27 protein-coding genes, 2 pseudogenes and 1 CRISPR repeat array are annotated in these 24,308 nt (G+C 71.5%); of the genes and pseudogenes, 20 read left to right on the top strand and 9 right to left on the bottom strand.

The annotated features are described in order from the left end of the window. Positions 1 to 63: 63 nt before the first annotated feature. The gene (locus ACFWP2_RS09390; protein ID WP_380449657.1) at positions 64 to 849 is read left to right on the top strand and encodes a DUF3050 domain-containing protein; all 786 of its coding nucleotides are present in this window, start codon (positions 64 to 66) and stop codon (positions 847 to 849) included. Positions 850 to 931: 82 nt separating this feature from the next. Here the strand turns inward: ACFWP2_RS09390 and ACFWP2_RS09385 are convergent, their stop codons facing one another. Next, positions 932 to 2,281 (bottom strand): acyltransferase, encoded by a 1,350-nt coding sequence (locus ACFWP2_RS09385; protein ID WP_380449656.1) that lies wholly within the window; start codon positions 2,279 to 2,281, stop codon positions 932 to 934. Positions 2,282 to 2,625: 344 nt separating this feature from the next. Here ACFWP2_RS09385 and ACFWP2_RS09380 point away from each other — a divergent pair, with 344 nt between their 5' ends. Together ACFWP2_RS09380 and ACFWP2_RS09375 are read left to right on the top strand one after the other, a co-directional pair. Then, positions 2,626 to 3,000 carry a DUF1304 domain-containing protein gene (locus ACFWP2_RS09380; RefSeq protein WP_380449655.1) on the top strand — a complete coding sequence of 125 codons (375 nt, stop codon included), beginning with the start codon at positions 2,626 to 2,628 and terminating at the stop codon, positions 2,998 to 3,000. 85 nt (positions 3,001 to 3,085) lie between these two features. Beyond that, entirely contained in the window at positions 3,086 to 3,583 is a 498-nt protein-coding gene (locus tag ACFWP2_RS09375) for a hypothetical protein (RefSeq protein ID WP_380449654.1), read from the top strand. Positions 3,584 to 3,618: 35 nt separating this feature from the next. On the opposite strand, the gene ACFWP2_RS09370 is transcribed toward ACFWP2_RS09375, so the two are convergent. Together ACFWP2_RS09370 and ACFWP2_RS09365 are read right to left on the bottom strand one after the other, a co-directional pair. Then, complete coding sequence (locus tag ACFWP2_RS09370; protein WP_380449653.1) at positions 3,619 to 4,962, bottom strand: streptophobe family protein; 1,344 nt, start codon at positions 4,960 to 4,962, stop codon at positions 3,619 to 3,621. Positions 4,963 to 5,210: 248 nt separating this feature from the next. After that, positions 5,211 to 5,654, bottom strand: a complete 444-nt coding sequence (locus ACFWP2_RS09365) for a winged helix-turn-helix transcriptional regulator (RefSeq protein WP_380449652.1) — start codon at positions 5,652 to 5,654, stop codon at positions 5,211 to 5,213. Between the two features lie 155 nt (positions 5,655 to 5,809). Between ACFWP2_RS09365 and ACFWP2_RS09360 the strand changes: the two genes are divergently transcribed. Next, a complete protein-coding gene (locus ACFWP2_RS09360) occupies positions 5,810 to 7,051 on the top strand; it encodes an MFS transporter (RefSeq protein WP_380449651.1) in 1,242 nt (413 codons plus the stop codon). A 7-nt stretch (positions 7,052 to 7,058) separates the two neighbouring features. On the opposite strand, the gene ACFWP2_RS09355 is transcribed toward ACFWP2_RS09360, so the two are convergent. Then, positions 7,059 to 7,502, bottom strand: coding sequence for a DUF4259 domain-containing protein (locus ACFWP2_RS09355; RefSeq protein WP_380449650.1), 444 nt, complete (start codon positions 7,500 to 7,502; stop codon positions 7,059 to 7,061). A 120-nt stretch (positions 7,503 to 7,622) separates the two neighbouring features. Here ACFWP2_RS09355 and ACFWP2_RS09350 point away from each other — a divergent pair, with 120 nt between their 5' ends. The 3 genes from ACFWP2_RS09350 to ACFWP2_RS09340 all read left to right on the top strand — a co-directional run bounded on the left by ACFWP2_RS09350 (position 7,623) and on the right by ACFWP2_RS09340 (position 9,602). Continuing rightward, the gene (locus ACFWP2_RS09350; RefSeq protein ID WP_380449649.1) at positions 7,623 to 8,432 is read left to right on the top strand and encodes a nucleotidyltransferase; all 810 of its coding nucleotides are present in this window, start codon (positions 7,623 to 7,625) and stop codon (positions 8,430 to 8,432) included. Further along, positions 8,429 to 8,770 carry a hypothetical protein gene (locus tag ACFWP2_RS09345; protein ID WP_380449648.1) on the top strand — a complete coding sequence of 114 codons (342 nt, stop codon included), beginning with the start codon at positions 8,429 to 8,431 and terminating at the stop codon, positions 8,768 to 8,770. Before ACFWP2_RS09350 ends, ACFWP2_RS09345 begins: the two co-directional genes overlap by 4 nt. Positions 8,771 to 9,056: 286 nt before the next feature. After that, entirely contained in the window at positions 9,057 to 9,602 is a 546-nt protein-coding gene (locus ACFWP2_RS09340; protein ID WP_380449647.1) for an NUDIX hydrolase, read from the top strand. Positions 9,603 to 9,737: 135 nt separating this feature from the next. On the opposite strand, the gene uppS is transcribed toward ACFWP2_RS09340, so the two are convergent. The 3 genes from uppS to ACFWP2_RS09325 all read right to left on the bottom strand — a co-directional run bounded on the left by uppS (position 9,738) and on the right by ACFWP2_RS09325 (position 11,665). After that, on the bottom strand, positions 9,738 to 10,514 hold the full coding sequence (gene uppS / locus ACFWP2_RS09335) for a polyprenyl diphosphate synthase (RefSeq protein ID WP_380449646.1): 777 nt from the start codon (positions 10,512 to 10,514) through the stop codon (positions 9,738 to 9,740). 66 nt (positions 10,515 to 10,580) lie between these two features. Beyond that, positions 10,581 to 11,369, bottom strand: a complete 789-nt coding sequence (locus tag ACFWP2_RS09330) for a hypothetical protein (protein WP_380449645.1) — start codon at positions 11,367 to 11,369, stop codon at positions 10,581 to 10,583. After that, the gene (locus tag ACFWP2_RS09325) at positions 11,366 to 11,665 is read right to left on the bottom strand and encodes a PadR family transcriptional regulator (RefSeq protein WP_380449644.1); all 300 of its coding nucleotides are present in this window, start codon (positions 11,663 to 11,665) and stop codon (positions 11,366 to 11,368) included. The genes ACFWP2_RS09330 and ACFWP2_RS09325 overlap by 4 nt, the downstream gene beginning before the upstream one ends. 86 nt (positions 11,666 to 11,751) lie before the next feature. Here ACFWP2_RS09325 and ACFWP2_RS09320 point away from each other — a divergent pair, with 86 nt between their 5' ends. Then, entirely contained in the window at positions 11,752 to 12,783 is a 1,032-nt protein-coding gene (locus ACFWP2_RS09320) for a hypothetical protein (RefSeq protein WP_380449643.1), read from the top strand. Between the two features lie 432 nt (positions 12,784 to 13,215). Then, positions 13,216 to 13,494 (top strand): hypothetical protein, encoded by a 279-nt coding sequence (locus ACFWP2_RS09315; RefSeq protein ID WP_380449642.1) that lies wholly within the window; start codon positions 13,216 to 13,218, stop codon positions 13,492 to 13,494. Positions 13,495 to 13,800: 306 nt separating this feature from the next. Here ACFWP2_RS09315 and ACFWP2_RS09310 read toward each other — a convergent pair whose 3' ends face one another. Then, positions 13,801 to 14,181, bottom strand: coding sequence for a hypothetical protein (locus ACFWP2_RS09310; RefSeq protein ID WP_380449641.1), 381 nt, complete (start codon positions 14,179 to 14,181; stop codon positions 13,801 to 13,803). A 184-nt stretch (positions 14,182 to 14,365) separates the two neighbouring features. Here ACFWP2_RS09310 and ACFWP2_RS09305 point away from each other — a divergent pair. The 7 genes and pseudogenes from ACFWP2_RS09305 to ACFWP2_RS09275 form a co-directional block, all read left to right on the top strand. Continuing rightward, a pseudogene (locus tag ACFWP2_RS09305) lies at positions 14,366 to 14,545 on the top strand (transposase domain-containing protein); the annotation flags it as partial. 6 nt (positions 14,546 to 14,551) lie between these two features. Beyond that, the gene (locus tag ACFWP2_RS09300; RefSeq protein WP_380449944.1) at positions 14,552 to 14,848 is read left to right on the top strand and encodes a hypothetical protein; all 297 of its coding nucleotides are present in this window, start codon (positions 14,552 to 14,554) and stop codon (positions 14,846 to 14,848) included. Positions 14,849 to 14,998: 150 nt separating this feature from the next. After that, positions 14,999 to 15,151: a CRISPR direct-repeat array (repeat unit 29 nt; unit sequence GAAGCTATCCCCGCGAGCGCGGGGCCGAC). 150 nt (positions 15,152 to 15,301) lie between these two features. After that, positions 15,302 to 15,772: pseudogene (locus ACFWP2_RS09295) on the top strand (trypco2 family protein); the annotation flags it as partial. 97 nt (positions 15,773 to 15,869) lie between these two features. Then, on the top strand, positions 15,870 to 16,358 hold the full coding sequence (locus tag ACFWP2_RS09290; protein ID WP_380449640.1) for a tetratricopeptide repeat protein: 489 nt from the start codon (positions 15,870 to 15,872) through the stop codon (positions 16,356 to 16,358). 881 nt (positions 16,359 to 17,239) lie between these two features. Then, complete coding sequence (locus tag ACFWP2_RS09285; RefSeq protein WP_380449639.1) at positions 17,240 to 17,995, top strand: hypothetical protein; 756 nt, start codon at positions 17,240 to 17,242, stop codon at positions 17,993 to 17,995. Positions 17,996 to 18,161: 166 nt separating this feature from the next. Further along, a complete protein-coding gene (locus ACFWP2_RS09280; RefSeq protein ID WP_380449943.1) occupies positions 18,162 to 18,470 on the top strand; it encodes a hypothetical protein in 309 nt (102 codons plus the stop codon). Beyond that, positions 18,436 to 18,738 carry a transposase family protein gene (locus tag ACFWP2_RS09275; protein WP_380449928.1) on the top strand — a complete coding sequence of 101 codons (303 nt, stop codon included), beginning with the start codon at positions 18,436 to 18,438 and terminating at the stop codon, positions 18,736 to 18,738. The genes ACFWP2_RS09280 and ACFWP2_RS09275 overlap by 35 nt, the downstream gene beginning before the upstream one ends. A 63-nt stretch (positions 18,739 to 18,801) precedes the next feature. Here ACFWP2_RS09275 and ACFWP2_RS09270 read toward each other — a convergent pair whose 3' ends face one another. Further along, positions 18,802 to 19,341: an SMI1/KNR4 family protein gene (locus tag ACFWP2_RS09270; RefSeq protein ID WP_380449927.1), complete on the bottom strand. Its 540-nt coding sequence runs from the start codon at positions 19,339 to 19,341 to the stop codon at positions 18,802 to 18,804. A 551-nt stretch (positions 19,342 to 19,892) separates the two neighbouring features. Here ACFWP2_RS09270 and ACFWP2_RS09265 point away from each other — a divergent pair. From ACFWP2_RS09265 to ACFWP2_RS09250, 4 genes are read left to right on the top strand one after another with little or no spacing between them, the layout of a single operon-like run. Next, positions 19,893 to 20,645 carry a TnsA-like heteromeric transposase endonuclease subunit gene (locus tag ACFWP2_RS09265; RefSeq protein WP_380449638.1) on the top strand — a complete coding sequence of 251 codons (753 nt, stop codon included), beginning with the start codon at positions 19,893 to 19,895 and terminating at the stop codon, positions 20,643 to 20,645. Continuing rightward, complete coding sequence (locus tag ACFWP2_RS09260) at positions 20,642 to 22,531, top strand: Mu transposase C-terminal domain-containing protein (RefSeq protein WP_380449637.1); 1,890 nt, start codon at positions 20,642 to 20,644, stop codon at positions 22,529 to 22,531. The genes ACFWP2_RS09265 and ACFWP2_RS09260 overlap by 4 nt, the downstream gene beginning before the upstream one ends. After that, positions 22,528 to 23,577 (top strand): TniB family NTP-binding protein, encoded by a 1,050-nt coding sequence (locus ACFWP2_RS09255; RefSeq protein ID WP_380449636.1) that lies wholly within the window; start codon positions 22,528 to 22,530, stop codon positions 23,575 to 23,577. The genes ACFWP2_RS09260 and ACFWP2_RS09255 overlap by 4 nt, the downstream gene beginning before the upstream one ends. Beyond that, positions 23,574 to 24,188 carry a TniQ family protein gene (locus ACFWP2_RS09250; RefSeq protein ID WP_380449635.1) on the top strand — a complete coding sequence of 205 codons (615 nt, stop codon included), beginning with the start codon at positions 23,574 to 23,576 and terminating at the stop codon, positions 24,186 to 24,188. Before ACFWP2_RS09255 ends, ACFWP2_RS09250 begins: the two co-directional genes overlap by 4 nt. The last annotated feature ends 120 nt before the right edge of the window (positions 24,189 to 24,308 follow it).

The raw sequence follows: 24,308 nt of genomic DNA, 5'->3' as shown, positions 1-24,308 counted from the left end.
ACCCTAGAACCGTTGCCCCGTACACCTGTTGACCGTCCGAGACCAACGATCCGAGGAGTCACGTTGTCCGCAAACCGCTACCACTGGGACCGTTCGCACCCTGGCCTGACCAGCCTCCAGCAGGCCATCGACCCGCTGCGCCGCGAGGTGGTCGAGCACTCGGTGTACCGCGCGCTCACCGGCATCGAGCGCGTCCGCACCTTCCTCGGCAGCCACGTCTTCGCCGTCTGGGACTTCATGTCGCTGCTCAAGAGCCTCCAGCGCGACCTCACCTGCGTGGACGTGCCGTGGGTCCCGAACGGCCCGACCGCCAGCCGCCGGCTGATCAACGAGATCGTGCTGGTGGAGGAGAGCGACGAGCTCGGCGAGGGCTACACCAGCCACTTCGAGCTGTACGTGGAGGGCATGCGGCAGGCCGGTGCCGACCCGCGCCCGATCGAGGAGTTCCTGGCCCTGCTGGGCACCGGAACCGCCGTCCCGGACGCCCTGAAGACCGCCGGAGTTCCGCAGGCCGCGCTGGACTTCACCACCACCACCTGGGCGATCGTGGAGAACGCGCCGGTGCACTGCCGGGCCGCCGCCTTCGCCTTCGGCCGCGAGGACCTGATCCCGGACATGTTCGCCCAGGTCATCCGGATCGACGACCCCGAGGGCGCGCTCACCGTCTTCAAGGACTACCTGGCCCGTCACATCGAGGTCGACGGCGAGCAGCACACCCCGATGGCGATGCAGATGCTGATCGACCTGTGCGGCGACGACCAGGACAAGTGGGACTCCTGCGCCGAGACGGTCCGCACCGCGCTGCGCGCCCGGCTCCAGCTGTGGACCACGATCGAGCGCTCCTTCTGACGCCTTCCTCCGCTACTCCGAGACCCGTCTCCGCAACTCGGAGGCCTGTCTCCGCGACTCCGAGGCCTGCCTCCGCGACCGCTCAGATCACCTTGGGCAGCACCCCGGCCGACGCGGGCGGCTGATCCTCGGCCCGACGGAAGCGGTGCACTGCCGCCCGGCCCGCCGCCCCGCGCACCCGGGCGGCGAGCCGGGCCGGCAGCACCACGGTGGCCAGCCGGCCCTCGCCCCGGAACCCCTCGACCGTCCAACTGACCCAGGGAAGCGGATAGTTGGCGGCCGGGCTGAAGAGCACCGGACGCCGCCCCTGGAAGCTCACCGCGTAGGCGCCGAAGCCGCACCAGTTGGAGAAGCTGAACCGGCGCGCACCCGGGTCGAAGCCCAGTGGCACGCAGTCGCGCAGCCGTGCGCGGCCGAGGGTCGCCAGGAACCACAGGTTGGCGCGGAGGTTGAGGTGCTCGGCCGGGAACCGCTCGACCGCCGTGCGCAGCGCGCCCGCCAGCACCGCCGGACCGTCCTCGGGCCGGTGCGGCACGTGGACCTCGCTCAGCAGGTTGCCGACCAGTGCGGGCGACAGGCCCAGCCAGCGGCGCGCGTTGACCGGCACGGTCAGCATCCGCTCGACGTCGTCCCCGTCCAACTCCCGCAGGGTACTGAGGAGGTGGGCGCACAGCACGTCCCCGGAGGAGAGCCTCCGCCCGGCCGCCGCGCCGAACTCCTCGCGCATCCGGTCCACTTCGGCGTCGGTGAAGGCGATCTGCACGATCCGGTTGGCGCGCGGCCCGGCCGCCACCTCGCGGGCCAGCAGCTCCGCCTCCTGTGCCGAGGGCACCCGGAAGCCGGGCCGACCGCAGTCCTCCTCGGGGAGCACGTCGGCCAGCAACTCGTCCTGGTCGTCGACGAGTTCTGCCTCCGGAAGCGGCTCGCCCTCGACCGCCGCGGACCAGATCCGCAGCAGCAGCATGAAGCTGTGCAGGTCGCCGACCGCGTGGTGCCAGGAGCAGCCGAGCACCGTGCCGCCGTCGGCCGTACGGGTGAGGCGCACGGTGAGCAGCGGGACGCCGCCGTCGCGCGCGGCGGGGGCGTCCAGCGGGGCGACGAGTTCGGCGCCGGGCGCCGTCACCCGGCCCATCGCCTCGGCGAGCGTGCCCTCCACGGTGTAGACCTCGAACGGGACGCCGGTGTCGTCGCAGACCGCTTCCAGGACGCCCTCGACGGTGCGCAGGCGTCCGGCGAAGACCGGCACCCGCTCCAGCGCGCGGGCCAGGCCGGCGGCCAGCCGGTCGTCGTCCAGCGGGTGCTCGAAGCAGAGCACGACCGAGACGGCGAGGTCGGCGAGCATGGTGTCCATCAGTCCGCAGCGCAGCACCCGGCCGGTGGCCCGCCCGGTCCGGACGGTCCGGGATCTTCGCAACTGCGGCCAGATGCTCATGGGTTCCGTTCCGAGGCACTCGACGGGGTCCGGCGTCGCGCGAGGCGTTCCGGCGGCGGCGCGCGCTCCGGCGGCAGGCGTTCCGGCCCGGCGCGCGTTCCGTGGGCACGCCGAACGATAGTGGCGCCCGGAGGCAGTGGTCCAGTCCAATCCCGCAGTCCGGCAGGGTTCCTCGGCCGCCGCGGCGAGGGTACCGGCGATAGAATGCGCACCATGGGCGAGCGCCCCGGCACAGCCGCCGCATCACCCCCCGCACCGGTCACCGACACCGCATCGCCGCCGATCGGCCGGCCCGCGCACACCTCGACGACCCGCCGCCGCCCCGTCAGGAGGAGCCGTCCGCCATGAACGCCGTGAGCCAGGTCTTCGCCGTGGTCGCCGCGGCGATCCACCTGATCGTCTGGCCGCTGGAGAGCTTCCTGTACGGGCACCCGCGGGTGCGCCGGCTGCTGACCGGCAGCACGGCGGACGCCCCGGAGGTCCGGCTCTGGCGCGTCAACGTGGGCTTCTACAACCTGTTCCTGGCGCTCGGCCTGGTCACCGGTCTGGTCCTGCTGCACACCGGGCACCCGGGGGCCGGGCGGGCGATGGTGCTCTATGTCGCCGCGTTCATGGTCGCGGGCGGGACCACCCTGTTCGTCTCGGAACCGAAGCTGTGGCGCGGCGCTCTCGGCCAGGCCGTCCCGGCGGCCATCATCCTTCTGGCCGAGGCTTTCTGACCTTGCGCCACCGGTTTCGGCGCCCCACGGAAGGGCTACGATCCGCCTACCCCGCGAGGGTCGCGGAGGCTGGGGGGAGACGACCGTGGCCAGGAACCCGATCACCGACCGGTACGTCGTCAGCCTCGGCTGCCGGGTGAGCGTCGAGCACGGGGCCACCGTGACGAAGGTCAACTGGAGCATCACGCACCTGCCGGAGGGCGGCGCGCCCCGGCCCACCGGCGGGGACCGGGAGATCGGCGTCATCTGCCCGCGCTGCGGGCGCTCCTTCGCCGTCCGGGTGGAGACCGCCACCAAGGCGCGGGTCAAACGGCGGGTCCAACGGGTGCTGGGGTGGCTGCTGGTGCTCTCGCTGCTGGCCACCGTCCCGCTGCTGATCCAGCTGGGCGGCCAGACCGTCGAGGAGGGCGACGAGCAGTCGGTCGACAACATCGGTCTGCTCTTCGGCCTGGCCGCCGCGGGCGCGATCGTCGGCCCCTCGCTGCTGTTCAGCGCGGGCATCCACGACGGTGTCGGGAAACTGCGGCTCCTTGGGGCCGACGGGCGGAAGAGCATGTGGGTGCGGGGCCACCGGCTGTTCTGAGCCGGGCCGCGTGGCCCCCTCCCACCCAGTGCCCCTCACCGACTGCCCGCCGGTACCTCGCCGCGGTGTCGCACCCGGGTGGCGAGCAGGGCACCGAGCGCGCCGGTCAGCAGTCCCCAGCCCGCCGCGAGCGGCACCGCCGTCCAGAGCACCGGGCGCAGGGTGAGGCTGCCGCCGCCGAGCCCGGCCAGCGGGTTCTCCGCGCCGAGCACGGCACCCAGCAGGTCCGCCAGCCCGCCCTGGCCGAGGCCGACGCCCAGCACGGAGAGCCCGTAGGCGGCGTCCACCCGGGTCCACAGACCCACCAGCAGCATGGTGACGGCGGCGGCGAGCGCGAACCGGACGGCGTGCTGCCAGAGCCGGACGGTGCGCGGCGTACGGCGGGCCGCCAGGAACGCGCCCGCGAGCAGCAGGACGGCGGCCAGCGGCAGCAGCCACCAGACGCGGGCGTCCTGCTCGGCGAGGCTGCCGAGGTCGATGGTCGACTGTCCGCCCTCGGGGGCGGCGCGCAGCACGGCGCTGAGCGGCTTGGGGACGGGCAGGCCGAGCGCACCGACCAGCCGCCCCTGCCATTCGGCACCGAGTCCGATGCCGAAGGCCGTCCAGGCCAGGTTCGGCAGCGCGAGCAGCACCACGGCCAGGGTCTGCCGGGCGTTGCCGTGCACGATCGCGGTCAGCACCCCGGCCACCGCACCGATCGCCAGGTACGCCAGCAGGACCAGCCAGAGCGCGAAAGCGGCCGGGCGGACGGCGAGTTGGTGACGCACCAGGGCGGGCGGCAGCGGGGCCCGCCGGGACACCGCGAAGGTCAGCACGAGCACCAGCAGCAGCCAGGCCAGCCCGATGCCGACGGTGGTCGGACCGTCCGCGTGGAAGCCGACCTCCGGGGTCAGCCCGAGCGCTCCGCCGATCGTCTCGGCCAGGTCGCCGCCGAGCGGGACGACGAAGCTGTGCTGGGCACCGAGCGTCAGCAGCGCCAGGGCGAGCACCCAGAGCAGGGCCGTCCGGCCGATCCGCCCGAGCAGTTCACCACCGGACGCGACCGCGCGTAAGCGCAGCCCGCGCAGGAACACCTCGGCCATCGCGACCGCGCCGGCCACCGAGACACCCAGCGGCATCGCGCTGATACCGGCCCCGACGGCCGCGAAGTCTCCCGCACCTCCGTCGAGTTGGACGGTTCCCCCGACCGCGAGCGCGAGCGTCGCGGCCAGCACGGCGGCGAAGCCGCCGTCCGGAAGGTCGTCGACGCCGGCCAGCCAGAGGCCGAGCGCGGCCACCGCCGCCATCGCGACCAGCCCGGCCAGCACGACGGCGAGCGCGTCCAGCCAGCCGCGTACGGCGCCGGGCGGGCCGGCGGGCCGGGTGGTGGGCTGCTGCATGCCGCCTCCTCGTCGCTCGCGGGGCTCGGGAGGTCCGGCCGGGCCGGGTTCGATCGGCCCTCCGCCTGTTCCCGGTCCACTCCCGGTCGGCAGCCGGCCGGCTCCCGGTGAGGTCTCCAGAGTGACCGACGGTCGGCGGACACGCTCGGCGACGCCCGCACACCCACTGTCGCGAGGAGCGAGGCGGCGGTGGCGCGCCTCAGGGCAGCAGCACCCCCGCTCCCTCAGGGCAGCAACACCCCGCGCCCTCAGGGCAGCAGCACCCTCGCGTCCTCGGGGCCGAGCACCCGGCCGTCCGCCGAGCGCACCTCGACCGGCGCGACGGGCGCACCGGACTCGCGGTCCACCAGTCGCGCCCGGGGTTCGCCCTCCGCGAAGAACCACTGGTCGCCCCACTGGCGCAGCGCCGTGATCACCGGGAACAGCGCGCGGCCCTTCTCGGTGAGCACGTACTCCTGGTACGGGCTGCCGTCGGCGGCCGGCGCGAGGTCGAACACGCCGTTGGCGACCAGGTTGGCCAGGCGGGCCGACAGGATGTTCTTGGCCAGGCCGAGGTTCTTCTGGAACTGCCCGAAGCGGCTCAGCCCGTCGAAGGCGTCACGGACGATCAGCAGTGTCCAGCCGTCGCCGACGACGTCGAGCGGACGGGCGACCGGGCAGGCCGACTCCTCGTGCGTAGTACGTTTCGGCACTTCTCCCACCTCTCAGGCCTCACCGGCGCCGCTCAGCCCTCACCGGTCGGCGCCCAGCCTACCGACCAGGGTGTGGTTGCTTATCGAAACCAGGCTATGCCATGGTGTCGCGGTAGCACTTTGAAACCACTCTGCCCTTCGAGGGAGTCCCGCCCATGACCTCTCCCGCCCGCACCACCGCCTCCGCCGCGGCCGATCCGCCTGTCGCGCCAGGCATGCCCGGCGGAGCCCCGGCACGCGGCCTGTCACCCGCCGTCGCCTGGCTGCTCTCCGTCGCCTGCGGCCTCGCCGTGGCCAACGTCTACTACTCGCAGCCACTGCTCGACCTGATCGCCCGGGACTACGGCATCGACCCGGCGAGCATCGGCCTGGTCGGCACCCTCACCCAGACGGGCTACGCCGTGGGCCTGCTGCTGCTCGTGCCGCTCGGCGACCACGTCAACCGCCGCACCCTGATCACCTCCCAGCTCGGCCTGTCCGTCCTCGCCCTCCTCGCCGTCGCACTCGCCCCCTCCGCTCCGCTGCTGCTCGCCGCGATGGCCGCCGTCGGTGTCCTCGCGGTCGTCGCCCAGGTGGTCGTCGCCCACTCGGCCCAGCTCGCCGCTCCGGGCGACCAGGGCCGGGTGGTCGGCACCGTGACCAGCGGCATCGTGGTCGGCATCCTGCTCGCCCGAACCGTCGCCGGAACCATCGGCGACCTGGCCGGCTGGCGGGCCGTCTACGTCGCCTCCGCCGTCGCGACCGCCGCCGTGGCCCTCGCCGTCGCGGCCGCCGTCCCGTCCGAGCGGCACCGCACCGCCGAGCGGATCGGCTACCCGCGCCTGGTCGGCTCGGTGTTCACGCTCTTCGCCCAGGAGCGCGTGCTCCGCACCCGGGCCGTCCTCGCACTGCTCTCCTTCACCTCCATCACCGTGCTACTCACCCCGATGGTGCTGCCGCTCGCCGCACCGCCCTTCAACCTCAGCCACACCCAGATCGGGCTCTTCGGCCTCGCCGGCGCCGCCGGAGCCCTCGGCGCCGGGTACGCCGGCCGTCAGGCCGACCGGGGTCGGGCCGAACGCACCGCCGGAGTCGGCCTGCTGGCCATGCTGGTCGGCTGGCTCCCGGCCGCGCTGCTACCGCACTCGGTCTGGTGGCTGGTGCTCGCCATGGTGGTGATCGACTACGGCCTGCAGTCCGTCCACGTCGCCAACCAGCACCTGCTCTACCAGGTCCGCCCGGAGGCGCAGAGCCGCCTGACCGCTGGCTACATGCTGCTCTACTCCGCCGGGTGCGGCACGGGCGCGATCCTCTCCACCGTCGTCTACGACCACGGCGGCTGGACGGCCGTCTGCCTGCTCGGCGCCGCCACCAGCCTCACCGCGCTCGGCTACTGGTGGACGGCGGCCCGCCGGTGACCGCCGCTCAGCTCCCCGCCACCGGCGCCTCCACGGCCGACGACGACGCCGAGGCGGCGAGGACCCCCCGCAGGGCCTGTATGCCCTCGCGCCAGGCCGGACCGCTCTCCGTCTCGTCCCACAGCTCCGCCAGCTCCGACTCCTCCGCCACCACCCGGTCGAGCGCGGCCACCGCGAGCGGGCGCAGCTCGGCGGCGAGCGGCGGCAGCGGCTCCTTCGGACCATAGGCGCTGGTCACCGCCACCCCGCCCGGGCACTGCGCCGCCACCAGCGCGGCCGCGGCGACCGCGTCCACCGCCTCGTCCGAGTCCAGGTACTCCTCCGCCCGGGCGGCGAGCTGCAGAGCCGACCGGAGCAGCGCCTCGCGCTCGCCGGGCGCCGCGTCGTCCAGGCCGCCGCAGAAGTCCGCCGCCGAGTCGTTGTCGAAGTGCCCGATGTCCCAGGTGCCCATGCCGTTCCCCTCACGCCGTTCGTGTTCGTGTGCGACGGATGCTTGCACACCCCACTGACAATCCACCGGGCCGACGGATATTCGCTGGTCAGTACGGTCACGGCAGGGCAGAGTTCCCCCATGACCACGACTCAGGGGCTGGACCGGGACGGCTGCATCGCACGGGAGGGCTCGCTCGACCGCGTGCCGCCGGCGTTCGCGCCGGTGGTCGCCGCCGCCCGGGAGCGGATCGCCGCGGCCTTCGGTCCCGACCGGCTGCACAGCGCCTACCTCTACGGCAGCGTCCCGCGCGGCACCGCCGTCCCGGGCGTCTCCGACCTCGACCTGCTGCTCGCCCTGCACCACGAGCCCACCGCCGCGGACCGGGCCGAGGCCGACGCCCTCGAAGCCGCGCTCGACGGCGAGTTCGCGCAGGTGAACGGAGTCGGCGTGCTGCTCTTCGATACCGGCACGCTGCTCAGCGAACTCGAACGCCACGACCTCGGCTGGTTCGTCGCCTGCCTCTGCACCCCGCTGCTCGGCGAGGACCTCGCCGCCCGCCTCCCCCGCTACCGCCTCACCTCCCTGCTCGCCCGGGAGACCAACGGCGACCTCGCCCTCCTCCTGCCGCGCTGGCGCGAGCGCCTGGCGGCGGCCGGCACGGAGGCCGAACTGCGCGCCCTGTCCCGCGCCGTCTCCCGCCATCTCGTCCGCACCTGCTTCACCCTGGTCATGCCCCGCTGGGGCGGCTGGACCAGCGACCTCGCCGCCTCGGCCGAGGTCTTCGCCGGCTACTACCCCGAGCGCGCCGACCAGGTGCACCTCGCCGCCGCCATCGCCCGTACCCCCACCGCCGACCGGACCGCCCTGGCCGTACTCATCGACGACCTGGGCCCGTGGCTCGCCGCCGAGTACACCGCCGTCCACGGCGTGAAGGCGCCCCGCCCGTGACGGCGCCGCAGCCCCCGAACCACCCGCTGGTCCGCGAGGCCTTCCCGGAGCTTGCCGCCGAGCTGGTCGAACTCCTGGAGCAGGAGGACGAACGCGAACTGGCCGCCACCGTCCGCAGCCTCCCGCTGGTCGCCGAGTGCGGATGCGGCGACGACTTCTGCCAGAGCTTCCGGACAGCCCCTCACCCGCCCGGCCAGCCCTTCGGCCCGGGCCACCGCTGCGTCACCCTCTCCCCGGCCGACGGCATGCTCGTCCTCGACGTCGTGGACGGGCGGATCATGTACGTCGAGGTCCTCGACCGGGAGCCGCTCCGCGACACCCGCCCCGCCCAGGGCTGAAGTCCTCGCCGCCGGCCGGGACTCAGGAGGTTGAGCATCCCGACGCTCGCGGGGGTCAGCCGCCCGCGGCCCGGCGCAGTTCGCCGTACGCGGCCCAGGCGCCCAGGACGCGGGGCAGCTTGGCGGGCCGGACGTACGGTGGAGGCGCGGCGCGCGCGGCAACGGCCCGTCACCCATTCGGGTGCTTCGCCTCTCCGTCTCATTGTCCGGACCACCTACAGGCGTAGGGACTGATCGACAGGGCAACGGGCACCCGGGGCCGGCCCGGAGTTGTACGGTCCTGGCCATGACGACCGACAGCACCACCGCGTCGTGGCGCGAGATCAACCGCACCACCGTGTTCAGCAGGTTCGGCCGGTCCGTGGACCGCGTCGAGTTCGAACTGCCCGACGGTCGGACGGAGGAGTTCTCCATCAAGTGCGAGCGCCCGGCCGGCGCCGTGTTCGCCCTCACCCCCGACCAGCACGTCATCCTGGCCCGCCAGTACCGTCCGGGTCCCGACCGTGTGCTTCACGAACTTCCGGGCGGCTACATCGAGCCTGGGGAGTCCGCAGAAAACGCGATCGCCCGCGAGCTGCTGGAGGAGACCGGCCACCAGGGCCAGGTGCGAGAGGTCGGGCCCTACTGGCTCGATGCCTACTCCGACGTCCGCCGCTACGCCTTCGTCGCCACCGGCTGCGTCAAGGTCGCCGAACCGCGGCCGGAGCGCACCGAGTTCATCGACGTCGTCACCCTCTCCCTGAGCGAGTTCCGCGACCGCGTGCTCCGCCGGGGCGAGATGACCGACACCGCCGCTGCCTACCTCGCCCTGGACGCGCTGAGCCTCCTGTAGTCCCCCGAGTTCGGGCGGGCCGGCAGACCACCCTTACCCACCCGCCATCCACAAGGACCCCGTGACCGAACGGAGCACCACCGACACCCCGTACTACAGCAGCGCACTCGTCTCCCTGCCCGCCCAGACCGGGGCTCAGCCGCCGTAGCGCCGCTGCCTGGCGGCGAAGCTGCGGATCGCGCGCAGGAAGTCGACCTCGCGGAACGCGGGCCAGTAGGCCTCGCAGAAGTACAGCTCCGAGTAGGCGCTCTGCCAGAGCAGGAAGTTCGACAGCCGTTGTTCGCCGCTGGTGCGGATGACCAGGTCGGGGTCGGGTTGGCCGGCGGTGTACAGGTGCGGGGCGATGTCCTCGACGGTCAGGGCGTCCGCGGCCTCGGTCAGTGACGCGCCCGCTTCGGCTCGCGCGTACATCAGGTCGCGCACGGCGTCGACGACCTCCTGACGGCCGCCGTAGCCGACGGCCAGGGTGACGTGAGCGCCGGTGGTGCAGGTGCGGGTGGCCTCGACGGCCTCCTTGAGGGCGCGGGCGGTGCTGTCGGGCAGGGCGTCGGTCATTCCGGCGAGGTGGACCTGCCAGCGGGCGTCCGGGCGGGTGAGGCGATCGACGACCACCTGCTCGATCAGCCGCATCAGGTAAGCGACTTCGGTGTCGCCGCGGCGCTGGAGGTTCTCGGTCGAGCAGACGAAGACGGTGATGTGCTTGATCCCCAGGGCCTCGCACCACGAGAGCACCTCCTCGACGTGCTCGGCGCCCGCCTTGTGGCCGAGGCTCGGGTCGGCCATGCCCACCTGCCGGGCCCAGCGGCGGTTGCCGTCCATGATCAGCCCGACATGCCGGGGCAGTGGGCCGGCTACGACCTGGCGGCGCAGGCGGCGGGTGTAGAGGGAGCGGAGCAGGTCGGGCATGGACACCGTCCAAGTGGGATGGGAGCGGCCCGCCGGTTCGGGCGAGCCCTGGGCAGGCGTGTGTCGCGTGGCTTACCTGGCCGACGGCAGGTCGCGCAGGTCGCGCAGGGTGCCCGCGCACACCGCCGTCAGCAGCAGCAGACCCACGCCGATGCCGACGCCGAGCGGGTGGAATCCGGCACCGGTGAGCGAGAGTCCGAGGATGGTCGCGCCGCCGGTGGCGCTGGCGCCGGCGAGGGTCCACACACCGGCCCGGAGGCGGCCGGTGCCGGGTGGCACGACGGCATCCGCGCCGACGCCGGTGAAGATGCGGGGGATCTGGATCGCGCCGAGGCCGAGGGAGATCCACCAGGCGGCGAGCACGGCGGTGCGCAGGGTGGGCGGTGAGGCGTCCGCGTCGACGCCGCCGTGCACCAGGACGACCACGGTGGTGCCGAGGAGCGTCGGTGCAGCGAGGCGGCGGAGCGCCCAGCCCAGCAGCGTGATCGCTGCGCGCAGCGTGGGCTGGGGCCGGGGTGCGACGAGGGCGATGCCGAGCAGCAGCAGGGCGGTGCAGCCGTGCGCGACCTGCTCCCGGACGCCGTCGGCGGGCAGGGGGCCGGCTTGTTCGGCGGCCAGGTGGCTGAGGAACCAGGCGGCGAGGGCGACGGTGATGGCCATGGTGGCCACCCGTCGCTGGCGCTGTGCCGGGGAGTCGGCGGGCCAGTGGGCCGGGTGCAGCCACATGTCCACGATGCCCGCGATCAGGTTGGGCCAGGACTTCCAGCCCGCGCCCCGGGCCTCGTCCTCCACCATCGCGCCCCAGCGTTCGCGGAAGGCGTCCGGGTAGAGCCTGACCAGGCTGCGGGTGACGACGCTCATGCCGGGTTCACCCCCAGGCGCCGCAGTCCCGCGTTCGCGACGCGGGCCATGGCGCGCAGTTCGCGTTCCAGGACCTCGCGGCCGAGGGACGTCAGCTGCACCGGGCGCTGGCGTCCCTGCCCGTCGAGCGGCTCGATCAGCCGCTTCGTCTCCAGCCTGGCCAGCGCCCCGTACAGGCTGCCGGGGCCCAGCCGCTCCCCGGTCAGCTCCTCGATCGCCGTGTTGATGGCGTATCCGTGCATCGGCCCGTCGGCCAGCGCGCAGAGCACCAGCGTCTGGGCGTCGTTGGCTTGCATGTGTTGTTCCTTCCGATCTGACGGAGCACCATACTACGCGCCACGAAGTACGCTCCACGTACTACGCGGCGTGTACTATCGCCGCCATGCGAGATGACTTGACGAACGATCAGCTGGAGGTCGGACACCCCGCTCGGCCTGCCGCGGCCGCGGCACTGCTGACGTCCGCCGCCGGAGCCGCCGCCTTCACCCTGTTCGCCTACCTGACGACGCAGGTCCGCGCGGTGCGGGCGGGCAGTCCCTGGCAGGGCGATCCGTACGACGCGGTGGTGACCTTCACCATGTTCTTCGTCCCCCTGCTCGGTGCGCTCGGCGGGGCAAGGGCGCTGCTGTGCCGCCGCGACCGGCCGCTGCCGCGCTACCGGATCGAGCAGGTGCTCCGGACCGCGCTGGTCTGCACGCTGCTCGTCGCCGCCACGCTCACCACCGACTGGGCGGCGGTGGCCACGCGGGCGGACCGCGCGTCCTGGGACGGCGGCACCCCCTGGCTGATCGCGTCCCTGCTGCCGCTCACCGGAGTGACGGCCGGGAGCCTGCTGCTGCACCGCGGGGCGATCCGACGCCTACCGGAACCGGTGTGCGGGGCCGAGGACAAGGGCAGGGACTGGCTGGACGACCTCGCACCGCTCGCGACCCTCCTCGCCGGCCCCCACTCCCGCACGGGGCGCGCACTCGCCGCGCTGATCGGCCGCGGCAAGGTGCTCGGCTTCGTGCGCCTCCACTTCGCCCTGCTCGCCGCCGCAGCCGCCGTCGCCGCCGGCCTGCTGGTCGCCACGGGACTGGCTTCCGGCGAGGGCTGGCCCGGAGCACTGCTCTTCACCGTGGAGACCGCAGTCTTCGCGGGCGGCACCTTCGCCTTCGTGATGATCTGCAACAGTGTCCTGCGGTTCGCCGCGGCTCCGCCCGCGTCGGGGACGCGACGGGCCGCCCGGATCGCGATCACCGCAGGCGCGTTGGCACTGCCGGTCTCGTTGGCGCTGCGGGACACCGCCTGGCAGCTGCTCGGGCTCGGCGACCAGGTCGACTCCATCGGGCAGTGGGCGGCCGTCACACTCGCGTTCTCGTTCCTGACGGGCGCGCTCACCTTCGGTGTGACTGCGACCGCAACCAGGGGGTGACGTCGGGGGGCATCCGGTCGGTTGCCGGGGCAGGGAGACGCTGCCATTGAGGCCGGCCCATCGGACCGATGTTCCACTGAAGGAGACGACGGCCGATGATCCGCTGATCGGGTGGGGCCGGTTCGGCCTTCGAGGCCTGGATCCCGGCCCGCGGCAACGCCCCGCACCCGTGCCCGGCGCGCCGCCTGCGCGCCTGGCCGGAGTACGCCCGCACCATCCGCATGCCGCTCGACCGGGCCCTGTTCCGCGCCCTCGACAAGGCCGGCCAGCTCCAGGTGCGGCTCTCCCCGCAGACCCGGCCGAGGCACCCTGACGGGCAGCCGAAGGCCGACCACGAGATCGCCGTCGAGGAGTGGGTGGAGCCTCTCGTACCTGTCCGGCGACGCCGTCAACGCCGTCGTCAAGGCCCGCGCCCGGAACGCGTACCGGCGTGTGGCCGACCTCTCGGAACAGCAGCGCGTCGAGTCCGGCTACAACGCGCTGCTGCACGAGGACACCGTGAAGGTCGTCACCGCGCACGGCCTCCGGGCCGGCGGGGCCTCCGCACTGCGCGAGGCCGATGTCCCCGAGGACCAGATCGCCGAGATGGGCGACTGGCGCAAGGACTCCGCCGCGATGCGCCGCTACTTCCGCCGGATCCGGGTCCGGAAGCAGAACCCCTGGGCAGCTGCCCGCGCCGGCCGGATGCAGGAGCGGGCAGCACCACGGTGACAGGCAGACGCCGCCGCTCCGCGCCGCGGCGGACACCCCTGTGGGAAGGCGCAGGCAACGGAGCAACCTGCTCCCGCGGTGTCAGACACGGCTGGTGCCCCATGGATCCAGTGCTCACGCGAGGCGCCGGGGCACCACGCCCGTCGGCGCGATGACTCCGCTTCCTTGGCCGCCGCCCGCCTGGCCGAACGGACAGCAGCGATGGCGGGAAGCAGCCCGGGGCGGTCGACGACCATGCCGCCTGACACCGGTCCTGTGTCCCGGAATCTCGCGCGGGTGCTGCCGCGGCTGCCCAGCGCGTGGTGGCTACGGCGTACCGCTTTGCCGACTCATCCAGTCGACGATCGCTTGCTCGGTCCTCGCCAGTTGGTCGGTAGGGCTGAACTGGAGCAGTTCGGTGCCGGCGTCGACGTACGGCCGGTGCCCCGGCGGTTGGTAATAGGCGTCACCGGCCTCGTACACCTCCTCGTGGTCCTCGAAGACGAAGCGCATACGTCCAGCGATGACGTAACCCCAGTGCGGGCAGTGACACATTCCGCCGGGGAGCGCCTGAAGCGGCCCGTCGAGGTCGGAGTCGGCGCCGAAAGAGACGAACTCCACCGTATAGCCGTTCATCTCCTCCCGGCGGTCGGTCACCGGGCCGAACTCCTGAACGTTCGTTGCTGACTGCTTGGACACCTTCGGCATCCGTTCACTCCTTAGTCCTTGGGCGACATGCCTGGAGGATGACGAACCGGTGCTCCCTCCCGCAGCCGCCACACCCGATCGGCGAGGTACTTCCCCCGTTCAGCTGGCCTCGGGCGACCCGTGGCCGCCGCCCGGCTGCGCGCCCGGCCATCTCGGCGAGTCGCCCCGGATCGTCCCGTTCGAGATGGTCGACGAAGCCCCGGTGCAAACCGGCAGGGTGCAGGCACGGGTCCGGGACCTGCCGTATCGGGAGGTGGTGTACCTGCTGCCGCCCGGGTGCCTGTTCTCCAGGCTCGGCTGGCAGCAGGTGTAGCAGCGGCCGACCGCCGGCCTGGACGGTCTGCCCGTCGCCGACCCGACCGGCAGCGCCTTGGCCCAGGCCCGCAAGCGGGTGGGCGCCGAGCCGCTGCGATGGCTGTTCGACCTTCTGCGCGGCCCGGCCGCCGGAATCGGCACCCCCGGGGCGTGGTGGCGGGGCCTGCTGGTCTGCGCGATCGACGGCACGACGATCGCGGTGCCGGACAGCCCGGCAAACCTGACCGTGTACGCCAAGCACCGCTGCCACAACGGCAGTTCGGGGTATCCGGCACTGCAACTGCCGGTCCTGGTGTCCTGCGGCACCCGCACCGCCCTGGACGCGGTGTTCGGGCCGACCCGCTGCCGGTGAGACCACCCACGTACAACGCCTGCTCCGCAGCCTGCGCGAGGGCATGATCGTGCTCCTGGACCGCAACTTTGCGGCCCATCCGCTGCCGAACGTCATCGCCACCACCGGCGCCCACGTCCTGGTCCCCGCCGACGCCATCTGCATGGCGTTGAAGCTATCCCCGCGAGCGCGGGGCCGACCCGCCGCCGTAGACCGCCTTGAAGTTCTGGGCGAAGCTATCCCCGCGAGCGCGGGGCCGACATCCGGACGTCCTTGTCCATCAGGTAGTGCAGGAAGCTATCCCCGCGAGCGCGGGGCCGACACTTCCTGGCCTGCGGCGATTGGACGCAGAGTGCGCCAATCCATTCAGTTCGAATCCGAGCCCCGCGTGTGTCCAGCCAACTCCCCAGCGGCTGTCTGTCCCAGCTGCACTCTGGCGAGCCGACTCTGAACTTTCGACAGCAGCGATCGACGATGGCAGCACTCCAGCCAGCCCATGACCGGGCGCAGCGTGGCGGAGCCAAGCTGTTGGGTGAAAGGTCGCGGACGGCCCGGTGGTCGTCACCGGCGAGGAAGCGCACCCCCGCCCGACACCTCAGCCGTACCCGGCCGGGCACCCACCCGGGACCCCTGGCCCCACCGCGCCAAGCGCCGCGCGACGTCACGGGATTCGGCTGCGGGGAAGGCCGGGAAGTCGGCACACTGGTCCTCCAGTCGGGCCGCTCCGGGCTAGGAGAGGGCCCTGGGGGCAGAAGGGGGCACTCGGATGTCGGGGATCGGGCTGGCGAAAGCCATCGAGGAGCTGCGGCAAGAGCTGGGAGAGGCCCAGGACGCGGGGCGGGTCAGCAACTGCGGCTGGAGATCGAGCAGGCGGAGCTGGAGCTGCTCCTCGAGCTGCGGGCCGAAGGCGGCGGCGGGGGAAAGCTGTCCTTCGGTGTGGTGACGGCGGAGGCGGCGGGGAGCGGGGGCCGGACGCACACCCATCGGGTCACGCTGACGCTGCGCGTGCGGGACGCTGCCGTGGGCGGGCGCCCTTCAGGAGGTGCGCAGCTTCGACGAATCGGCCCGCGTGCTCACCCGGGCCGTCGAGCGCTTCCGGGACCTCGGGGACCGCTACCGCTCCGCCGGTGCGTCGATCACCCTCGGCAGCACCCTGCGGAAAATGGGACGGTTCGACGAGGCGATCGACGTACTCGCCCAGGCGGCCGACCGCTTCCGGGAGCTCCAGGACCCGCACAGCAGGGCGATGGCCCTGAACAACCTCGGCGGGGCCCTGCTGGAGGCGCGGAGGTTCGACAAGGCGGCCGACGCGCTCACCCGGGCGGCCGACCACTTCGGGGAAGTCCAGGACCACCACCGGGAGGCGAAGGCCCTGACGAATCTCGGAAGCGCTCTGCACGAGCTCCGGCAGTTCGACGGGGCCTTCGAGGCTCACTCCCGGGCGGCCATCCGCTTCCGGGAACTCGGCGATCATCACGGCATGGCCATGGTCCTCCAGGCCTTGGAGGTCCTGCGTCGGAACGGGCTGTGACAACGGCTCGGCCCAGCAGGAGGTTGCCGGGTCCCGAGTAGGCGTTGGGAGGCCGTCACCCCTGCGGGGCGACGGCCTCTTCCCACGACGGCCTCTTCCCACGACGGGCGGGTTCTCCGTTCGGGGTTCGCTCAGTCGAGACGACGCCAGCAACTCATCCGGCGTCGGGCCCCGGGTCCCGAACCACACGACCAAACTCGGACGGCCATCCTGGCCGAACACTCTCCACGAAGCCGGCGAAGTCCGCACGCAGATACTGAGGATCGGTCGGCTTCAATCGGATCTGCTTGCGGCTGTCAGCCCACCAGACCTCGACGTTGCTGACAGTGCCTTCAAACACCTGTCCGAAGTGCAAGCCTTGCCGAATCCGAGCCCGCTCCGCGTCTGTCACCACGAACGCATCATCGCACCGACGGTGCCCCAGCCGCAGGGGCCGGTGGCCGACTGCGACGACACCCTGCTGCCGTCATCTTCTCGGGGTCTGGCTCAACTTCCGGACTCTGTCGCACATTCGGTGATGGCGAAGGGTGATGTCAGTCGCGCAGCGGGCTTCCGCCTCGTCACCTGCGGGCCCCGGGTACGCGGACACTGCCGCCCAGGAGCCGACGGCGACGGCGGTCGACGGGCCGGACCGGGAGGAGGAGAGCAGCAGGCCGGGCATGGTCTGGCCGAGGACCGGCAGAGCGGGTCACACGATTCCGCGGGCCGCAGTGCAGGTGAGGGGTCCGGGGATGCCCCGCCGGCCTCTTCGCGTGGGCGGTTCGGGTGGCCTGGAGGCGTTCCCGGTCCTTGCGGCGGGCCGCAACCGGAGGCCGCGCGGCGGCGTCCACCCGGATACGAACGGTCGCCCGACCGCCGTACTCCTGGGGGGACTTCCGCACATGCCGATCAACGACGCCGTACCCGCGCCACCGCCGCCCGGCACCCTGACGCCCTGCCCGAGCTGCGCGCTGACCGACCAGGTCCGCAGCGTGCCGGCGGTCCACCTGGGCGAGCGGCGGAACATCACCGTACGTACCTTGGGCCGCGACGGCCGCGACGGCCGCACCGAGACCCGCGAAGAGGTCTCCGCCCTGGGCCGGGCCCTGGCACCCGCGCCGCCCGCCACCAGCACGGCGATCCAGACACTGACGGTCCTGGGCTTCGTGACGCTGATCGGGGCGGTCTTCACCTTCATCCGGGGCACCATGGCGCGCGACACGCCCGTCCACCAGAAGCCCGACCTCTCGCCGCCGGACTGGGTGACGAAGCACCCGGGGTTCCCGAACGACTTCCCCACCGACCTCCTCCCGGGCGGCCTTGCCGAGGCCGCTCCGGCTTCCCCTGCACCGGCGGCCCCGCTCGCCGACGCGAACGACGCGCTGGTCCCGCTCTGGGGGTCATACCTGATCCTGGCCCTCTCGATCGCCCTCCTGGCAGGCGCGACCGCGCTGTTCCTCGCCAGACGGCGGCGTCTGGCGGGCCGCCCCCAGGCCGAACGGCTCTGGAACCAGGCCTGGTACTGCGCCCGTTGCGGCACCGCGCACTTCCCACCCACCGCCGGGCAGAGCACCGGGGCGCTCGGCCTCACGGAGTTCCGCAAGGCGGTCTGGACAGAAGGCGGCTACGGCGACCTCGCCGATCGGTACCGGCCGTAGACACGTGACAGGTCCCGCCAGGCCGGCCGCACCCCGTCGCGGCCGGCCGCCAGGACGAGAGGGGCAGTGGCAGGGCCGACCATCCAAACTCGACGCCTTCAAGCCCTACCTGGATGACCGCTGGAACCAAGGCTGCACGAACGCCTGGAGAGCGTGGGAGGAGATCGTGCCGCTCGGCTATCAGGGCAGTTACCAGCGGGTTCGCGCCTATTTCCGGGAGAAGCGGCTCTCGCCAGGGCCCGTCACGGCTCGGCCACCGTCACCCCGGGTCGTCGCTGGATGGATCCTCCGCCGACCGGAGACCCTCGCCGCAGGCATCGACCGTGACCGCGATGCAGTCATCGCCGGCCTCACCCTGCCCTGGAACTCCGGGGCCGTCGAAGGCCACGTCAACCGGATCAAAGTGCTCAAACGCCAGATGTTCGGCCGAGCCGGCTTTCATCTTCTCCGCAAGCGAGTCCTTCTCTACTCGTGATGCACAGGACAGACCGCGTCATCAACGAGGCCGAAGCCTTCAGGAAACCCTTCCAGGAACTCCCGCCGCGCGGGGTCGGACTCGGCTTCGGCCGTCGTCCCGAGCAGAGCGGGCGATCAACCGAGCCCTGTCAGCGGCACGAGCACCGGTCGAACGAAGCATCGCGCGACTCAAGTCCTGGCAGATCCTCCGCCGGGCCCGCTGCAGCCCCAACCGGATGACTTTCATCGCCGCAGCCATCCTCACCTTGGAACGTCAATGCTGCTGAATCCCATTGCCGTTCCAGAGTGAGGACGGATTGGCAATGGCCGTCATCCAGTTGGGAGCCGTCTCACGACCAGACAAGTCGACCTTCGGTGAACCGACAGACCGGTGAGCTTCCCTCGGCGATCCTCGTCAGCGTCTCCGCCACGGAGTCGAAATACTGGGCCATCGATTCGTACTCGCCCGTGACCGTGGGGTCACCCATGAACCAGCTGCCGACGCGCCCGTCCCGCACATCGACGAATTTTCCCATCCAGCCGTCCTGGTCCGACAGGAACGGGATCCACTCATTCCGCCAGAACGGGGAGTCCGGCTGGTCCGGAGGGTCGAATCCGCAGGACGTGGAGCGGTTCGCGTGGAGCCTCTCCATCGCCCGGATGCCCAGAAAGAAGCTTCCCTCGTCGGGGAACCCGTCGAAGCCGCAGCATGCCACTTCGTCGTCGACGTCTCTCTCTGGCAGATCCAGATTGTTCTGCAACAGCCACGTCCGCAGGTCCCCATGCAGGGAGATCCCCATCCGTTCCTCGGCTGCCGCGAGCATCTGCTCCGTAGCGGGCCCCGGCAGATCTGCGTGATCGGCCGGTGCGTGCTCCCGAAGAAGAGTCATCACACGCGACCAACTCCCAGTCACACTCATCGCCCTTTGCCCTCCGTCCTCTCTACAGGGATGTCTCCGCCCGACCACGCCACTGTGGGTTGGGAAGTATCGGCCGAAGAACCTTGCAGAGATGGTACTTCGAGCGTGTGTTCCTCCCTCCCCATGATCATCTTCCCGCCCCGAAGTGCGGGGTCGGCCCCTCAGTGAAGTGACCGCCCGCAACTTTTCACAGACAACCCACTGTGTCCGGCGGGCCCAGCCGATGAGCTTCCAGGACTCAAGCGAGGGCCACGGCGTCACCCTGGGGTGGCGAAGCTGAAAACGCTCAGTCAGCCCTCCACGGAAAGTGAGCCAGGACCATTTCTCGTGAACATCCGCGAGCCTGGCACCCTTCAACTGCTGCCAGAACTCGCGGACATACGCTGCTGCTGAGCGTGAACAAAGCCAGCATCACTCGTGTCCGCTGTCATCCATTCGAGGCGTTTGACAGTGAATCCAGCCGTTCGGGTCTCATTGCCAGCGAACCTAGTCGCGTGAGGTAGACGTGCTGGGGGTGCTGGGTGGCCATGCCGGCGGGTGTGGAGTCCGTCGGGGCATATGTCGAGCTGTCGTACATGAGCCCCGTACACGGACGGGTGCGGCGTCCGATGCTGGATTGCGTGACGTCTCGGTTCGAGTATGTTGCTCCCGTTCGGCCGTTCCGCTGGTCGCGGGGTGAGCGTCACTTTCCCGGTTGGTACTGGGCTGCGACGACCGGACAGCACGTCGGTTTCGAGTCGTGGCTGGAGCGCGATCGGCTCGTGCTGATGGACTTTGATCCGGCAGTCGTCGGTATCGGCTCTCAGCCGTTTTGGCTGCACTGGCACGACGGTGAGCGTGAACGGCGGCATGCCCCGGACTACTTCGTTCGCCGCGGGGACGGCTCGGCTGTGGTGGTCGACGTCCGCGCCGACGACCGGATCGCGCCGCAGGACGCTGAGGCGTTCGCGGTGACGCGCCTGGCCTGCGTCCAGGCCGGGTGGGACTTCGAGCGGGTGGGGGTGCCCGAGCCGGTGCTGCTGGCGAACGTGCGGTGGCTCTCGCGCTACCGGCACCCTCGCTGCCTGCGTCGCCCTGCCGCGGACCGGCTGCTGGAGGTCTTCGCGGAGCCGGGTCCGCTGCTGGCCGGGGCCGATGCCGCCGGAGACCGGCTCGCGACGCTTCCCTCGCTGTTCCATCTGCTCTGGCGCCGCGACCTGGTCGCCGCAGGGCTGGAGGAGGAACTTCTGGGGCCGTGCACGGTCGCGGGCCTGTCCTACGGAGGTGCGGAATGACGGACGGCAGGCGGCGGGTTCCACCGACGTCGCGGCTCGCGGAGTTTCCCAAGAGTGCTGCTGACCAGGCCCTTTGGTGGGAGAGGCACATTCTGGAGGTGCTTCACGGGCTGGAGCCCGATGCTCCCCGGGGGACGGTGCCCCGACCGGAGTTCGACCCGGGCCGGCACTCACTGGCGGAGCGTGAGCGGGCCAAGGCGGCCGAGCTGACGGTCTCCGGGCATCCGGTGACGGCCAGTGGTGTCAAGCAGCGACGCCAGCGCTATCAGCGCGACGGACTGGTCGGGCTGGCGGACGGCCGGTCGGCCAAGCAGATGCCCGCCTTCGGCCGGGTCGCCCCGGCGGTGGTCGAGGCGATGCAGCAGGCGATCGCCGAAACAGGCGATGCGTCGTCGAGGACAATTGGTTTCGTCGTCTGGCGGGCCAAGCAGCTTCTGGTGTCCCGCGAGGACGGGGGCAGGATCGAAGTGCCGTCCGACCGCACGCTCTACCGGTTGTTCGACAAGCTGGCCACCGGGACGCACGCAACCGGTTCCGCGACGACGCGGCGGTCGGTGCATACACGTCCGTCCGGCCCGTTCGGGGAGGTGCCGGCCAGTGCTCCGGGCGAGTTGATGCAGATCGACTCCACCCCGCTGGACGTCCTGGTGCGGCTGGACGACGGGATCGCAGAGAAGGTCGAGATGACGGCGATGGTCGATATCGCGACCAGGTCGATCACCGCGGCGGTGCTGCGGCCGTCGACGAAGGCGGCCGATGCCTCCGCTCTCCTGGCCCGCAGTGTCACGCCGGAGACGGTGCGGCCGGGCTGGTCGCAGGCTCTGCGGATGTCCCGTTCGGTGCTGCCGCACCGTCGGCTGCTGTCCCTGGACGAGCGGCTGGCACACGCGGCGGCAAGGCCGGTGATCGTGCCGGAGACGATCGTCTGCGATCACGGAAAGGTCTTCATTTCGCACAACTTCCGTGCGTCCTGCCGCTATCTGGGCATCACGCTCCAGCCGACGCACAAGGCTTCGCCCTTCGAGAAGGGCACGATCGAGAAGACCCTGGGCTCGGTGGCGACGCTGTTCGCGCAGTACGTCGCGGGCTACACCGGACGCTCGACGGACCGCCGCGGCCGGGGTTTGGAGAACGGGCGGTTGTGGTCTCTGCCCGAACTCCAGGACCTTCTGGACGAATGGATCATCGCTGTCTGGCAGACCAGGCCCCATGACGCGCTTCGTGACCCGGATGCCCCGAAACGGGCGTTCTCGCCGAACGAGAAGTACGCGATGTTGCTTGAGTCGTGCGGCTACGTCCCGGCCCCGCTGAACGGCGAGGACTACGTCGAGCTGCTGCCCGAACGCTGGCAGGCGATCAACGCCTACGGCATCCGGATCAAGCACCGCACCTACGACAGCCATGAGTTGAACCCTCTGCGTCGTCAGCACTCCGGGGTCGCGGAGAAGAAGGGCTTGTGGGAGATCCACCACGATCCCTACGACGTCTCCCGGATCTGGGTACGCGACCGGCGGGGCGGGGCAGACCGGTGGATCACCGTGTTCTGGAAACAGCTGCACCGCGTCGGCGTCCCGTTCGGCGAGATGGCCTGGGACCACGCCCGCGCACAGGTTCCCGGCGGAACCGAGGAACAGATCGCGGATGCGGCGGCAGCCCTGCTCAATCGCGCCCACGACGGTCCCGGCGAGGAGAAGGCCCGCCCGTCCAAGCGGTCGCGGCGGGACCGCCGCGTCGCTGCCCGCACCCGGGCCACCAACACTGACCGGCCGATCCCCGACCCGCATGCAGCCCAGCCGGCACACGACGACGAGGCGGACACCGACCTCGCCGAGGTCATCCCGCTGGGCCTATTCGACCCGCTCGCCAACCCCTGGAGGCGCCCGTGACCATCTCCGAGCCGGTTGTCCGGCACATCGCGCCGCGGGAGGTCGACGTCGAGGCCAACCGGCAGCTGACCACCCTGGACGGATGGCGGAGATTCGTCGACGGCTCGCCCGAACCCCCAGCCCTGCTGCCTCCCGACGAGTTGCAGCGGCTGTCCGTGACAGATCGCGATCTCTATGACGAGGCCCGCATGGACCACCACGCCCGGATGCTCGTGGTCGCCACGTCCTTCGTCGAGAAGACGGTCACCTGCGGCCGTCGTCTCGTCCTGCTCAACCGGCACGCGATCAGCGCCCGCCGCGGTCTGATCGTCTCCGGCCTACCCGGCACCGGCAAGACCATCGCCATCACCCAGCTCGGACGGGCCCACGAACTCCTCGACCGAGCCCGGCATCCCCATGTCCCGGACCGCATCCCGGTGCTCTACATCACCGTTCCGCCAGCAGCGACCGCCCGGATGGTCGCCGCAGAGTTCGCCCGATTCCTGGGCCTGCCGATCCGGTCCCGGCTGAACATGACCGACATCATCGAGGCCGTGGTTGGTGTCTGCACCGACACCCGCACCGGCCTGGTCCTGGTCGACGAGATCCACAACATCTCGCAGACCACCCGCTCTGGCGCCGAGGTCTCCGACACCTTGAAGTACTTCTCCGAGCGCATGCCCGCGACGTTCGTCTACGCGGGCATCGGAGTCGAGGACAGCGAACTGCTGGCCGGCACCCGCGGGGCCCAGATCGCGGGCCGCTTCACACTCGTCCCCACCCGCCCGTTCCCTTACGGCGCCGAGTGGAAAGGGCTGGTGGCCACCTTGGAAAACACCCTACTGCTGCACGATCACCCGCCCGGCAGCCTGGTCAAGCTCGACCGCTACCTCCACAACCGGACCGACGGCATGATCGGAGCCCTGTCCCACGCCATCCGAGGAGCCGCGATCGACGCCATCCTCAGCGGCACCGAACGCGTGACAAAAGACGCCATCGACGCGATCCCACTGGATCACGCCGCAGAGACCGCGGCCTCTCCGCTAAAGAAGGCGGTCGGCGGGTGACCCCGGCCCCCGAACCGCTGCTGCACCGGCTTCCGATCCAGGTCCGGCCACGTCCCGGAGAACCGACCGACTCCTACATCCGGCGCCTGGCCCATGCCAACCACCTCAAACCCAGCTACCTTCACGGCCTCCTCACCGGCTCACCGAACTGGTTCGGACAGCCCCGCCTTGAACGCCTTGCCGCGCTGGCCGGCCGCCCCTCCGAACTCCTTGAACGAACCCTGGCAGATGCCCGACCACCCCGACGGCGGCGCAGGCCGGCCCCCAGCTCCGTGCTGTCCACGAAGATCGACAAGAAGGAGCTCTACCGGCGCATACGGCACGACGCCGAACGGGAAGCCCTTTCGATGCGAGCCCTGGAAAGACGCCACAGCGTCTCCTGGCGAACCGTCCGGGCCGCACTGGACGGCCCTGAACCCCGCCCCCGCAAACCGCTCCCTCGCCGGCCGACCGCCATCGATCCTGTCCAACACCTCGTCGACTCCATGATCGAGGCGGGACACCGCCCCACAGAGATCTGGGCGAAGCTCATGGATGAGCACGAGACCTCGATCTCCTACGGCGTCATCAGACGCTACGTCCAGGACCGCACATCCAGCCCACGCCAGTGATCCTCCGTGACAACCAATCAAGTCCGCCCAGGTCAGCAGCTCGCAGCCGACTAACTTCGCTGTCCAAGGACAATCACTCGGCGTCCGTGGAGCGCATGAAAGCTGATGAGAAGTAGGAGA

The organism is Kitasatospora sp. NPDC058444, from assembly GCF_042721415.1.
Taxonomy (GTDB): Bacteria; Actinomycetota; Actinomycetes; order Streptomycetales; family Streptomycetaceae; genus Kitasatospora.
The sequence above is the reverse complement of the archived record's forward strand: the minus strand, read 5'-3'. Positions and strand labels throughout refer to the sequence as shown.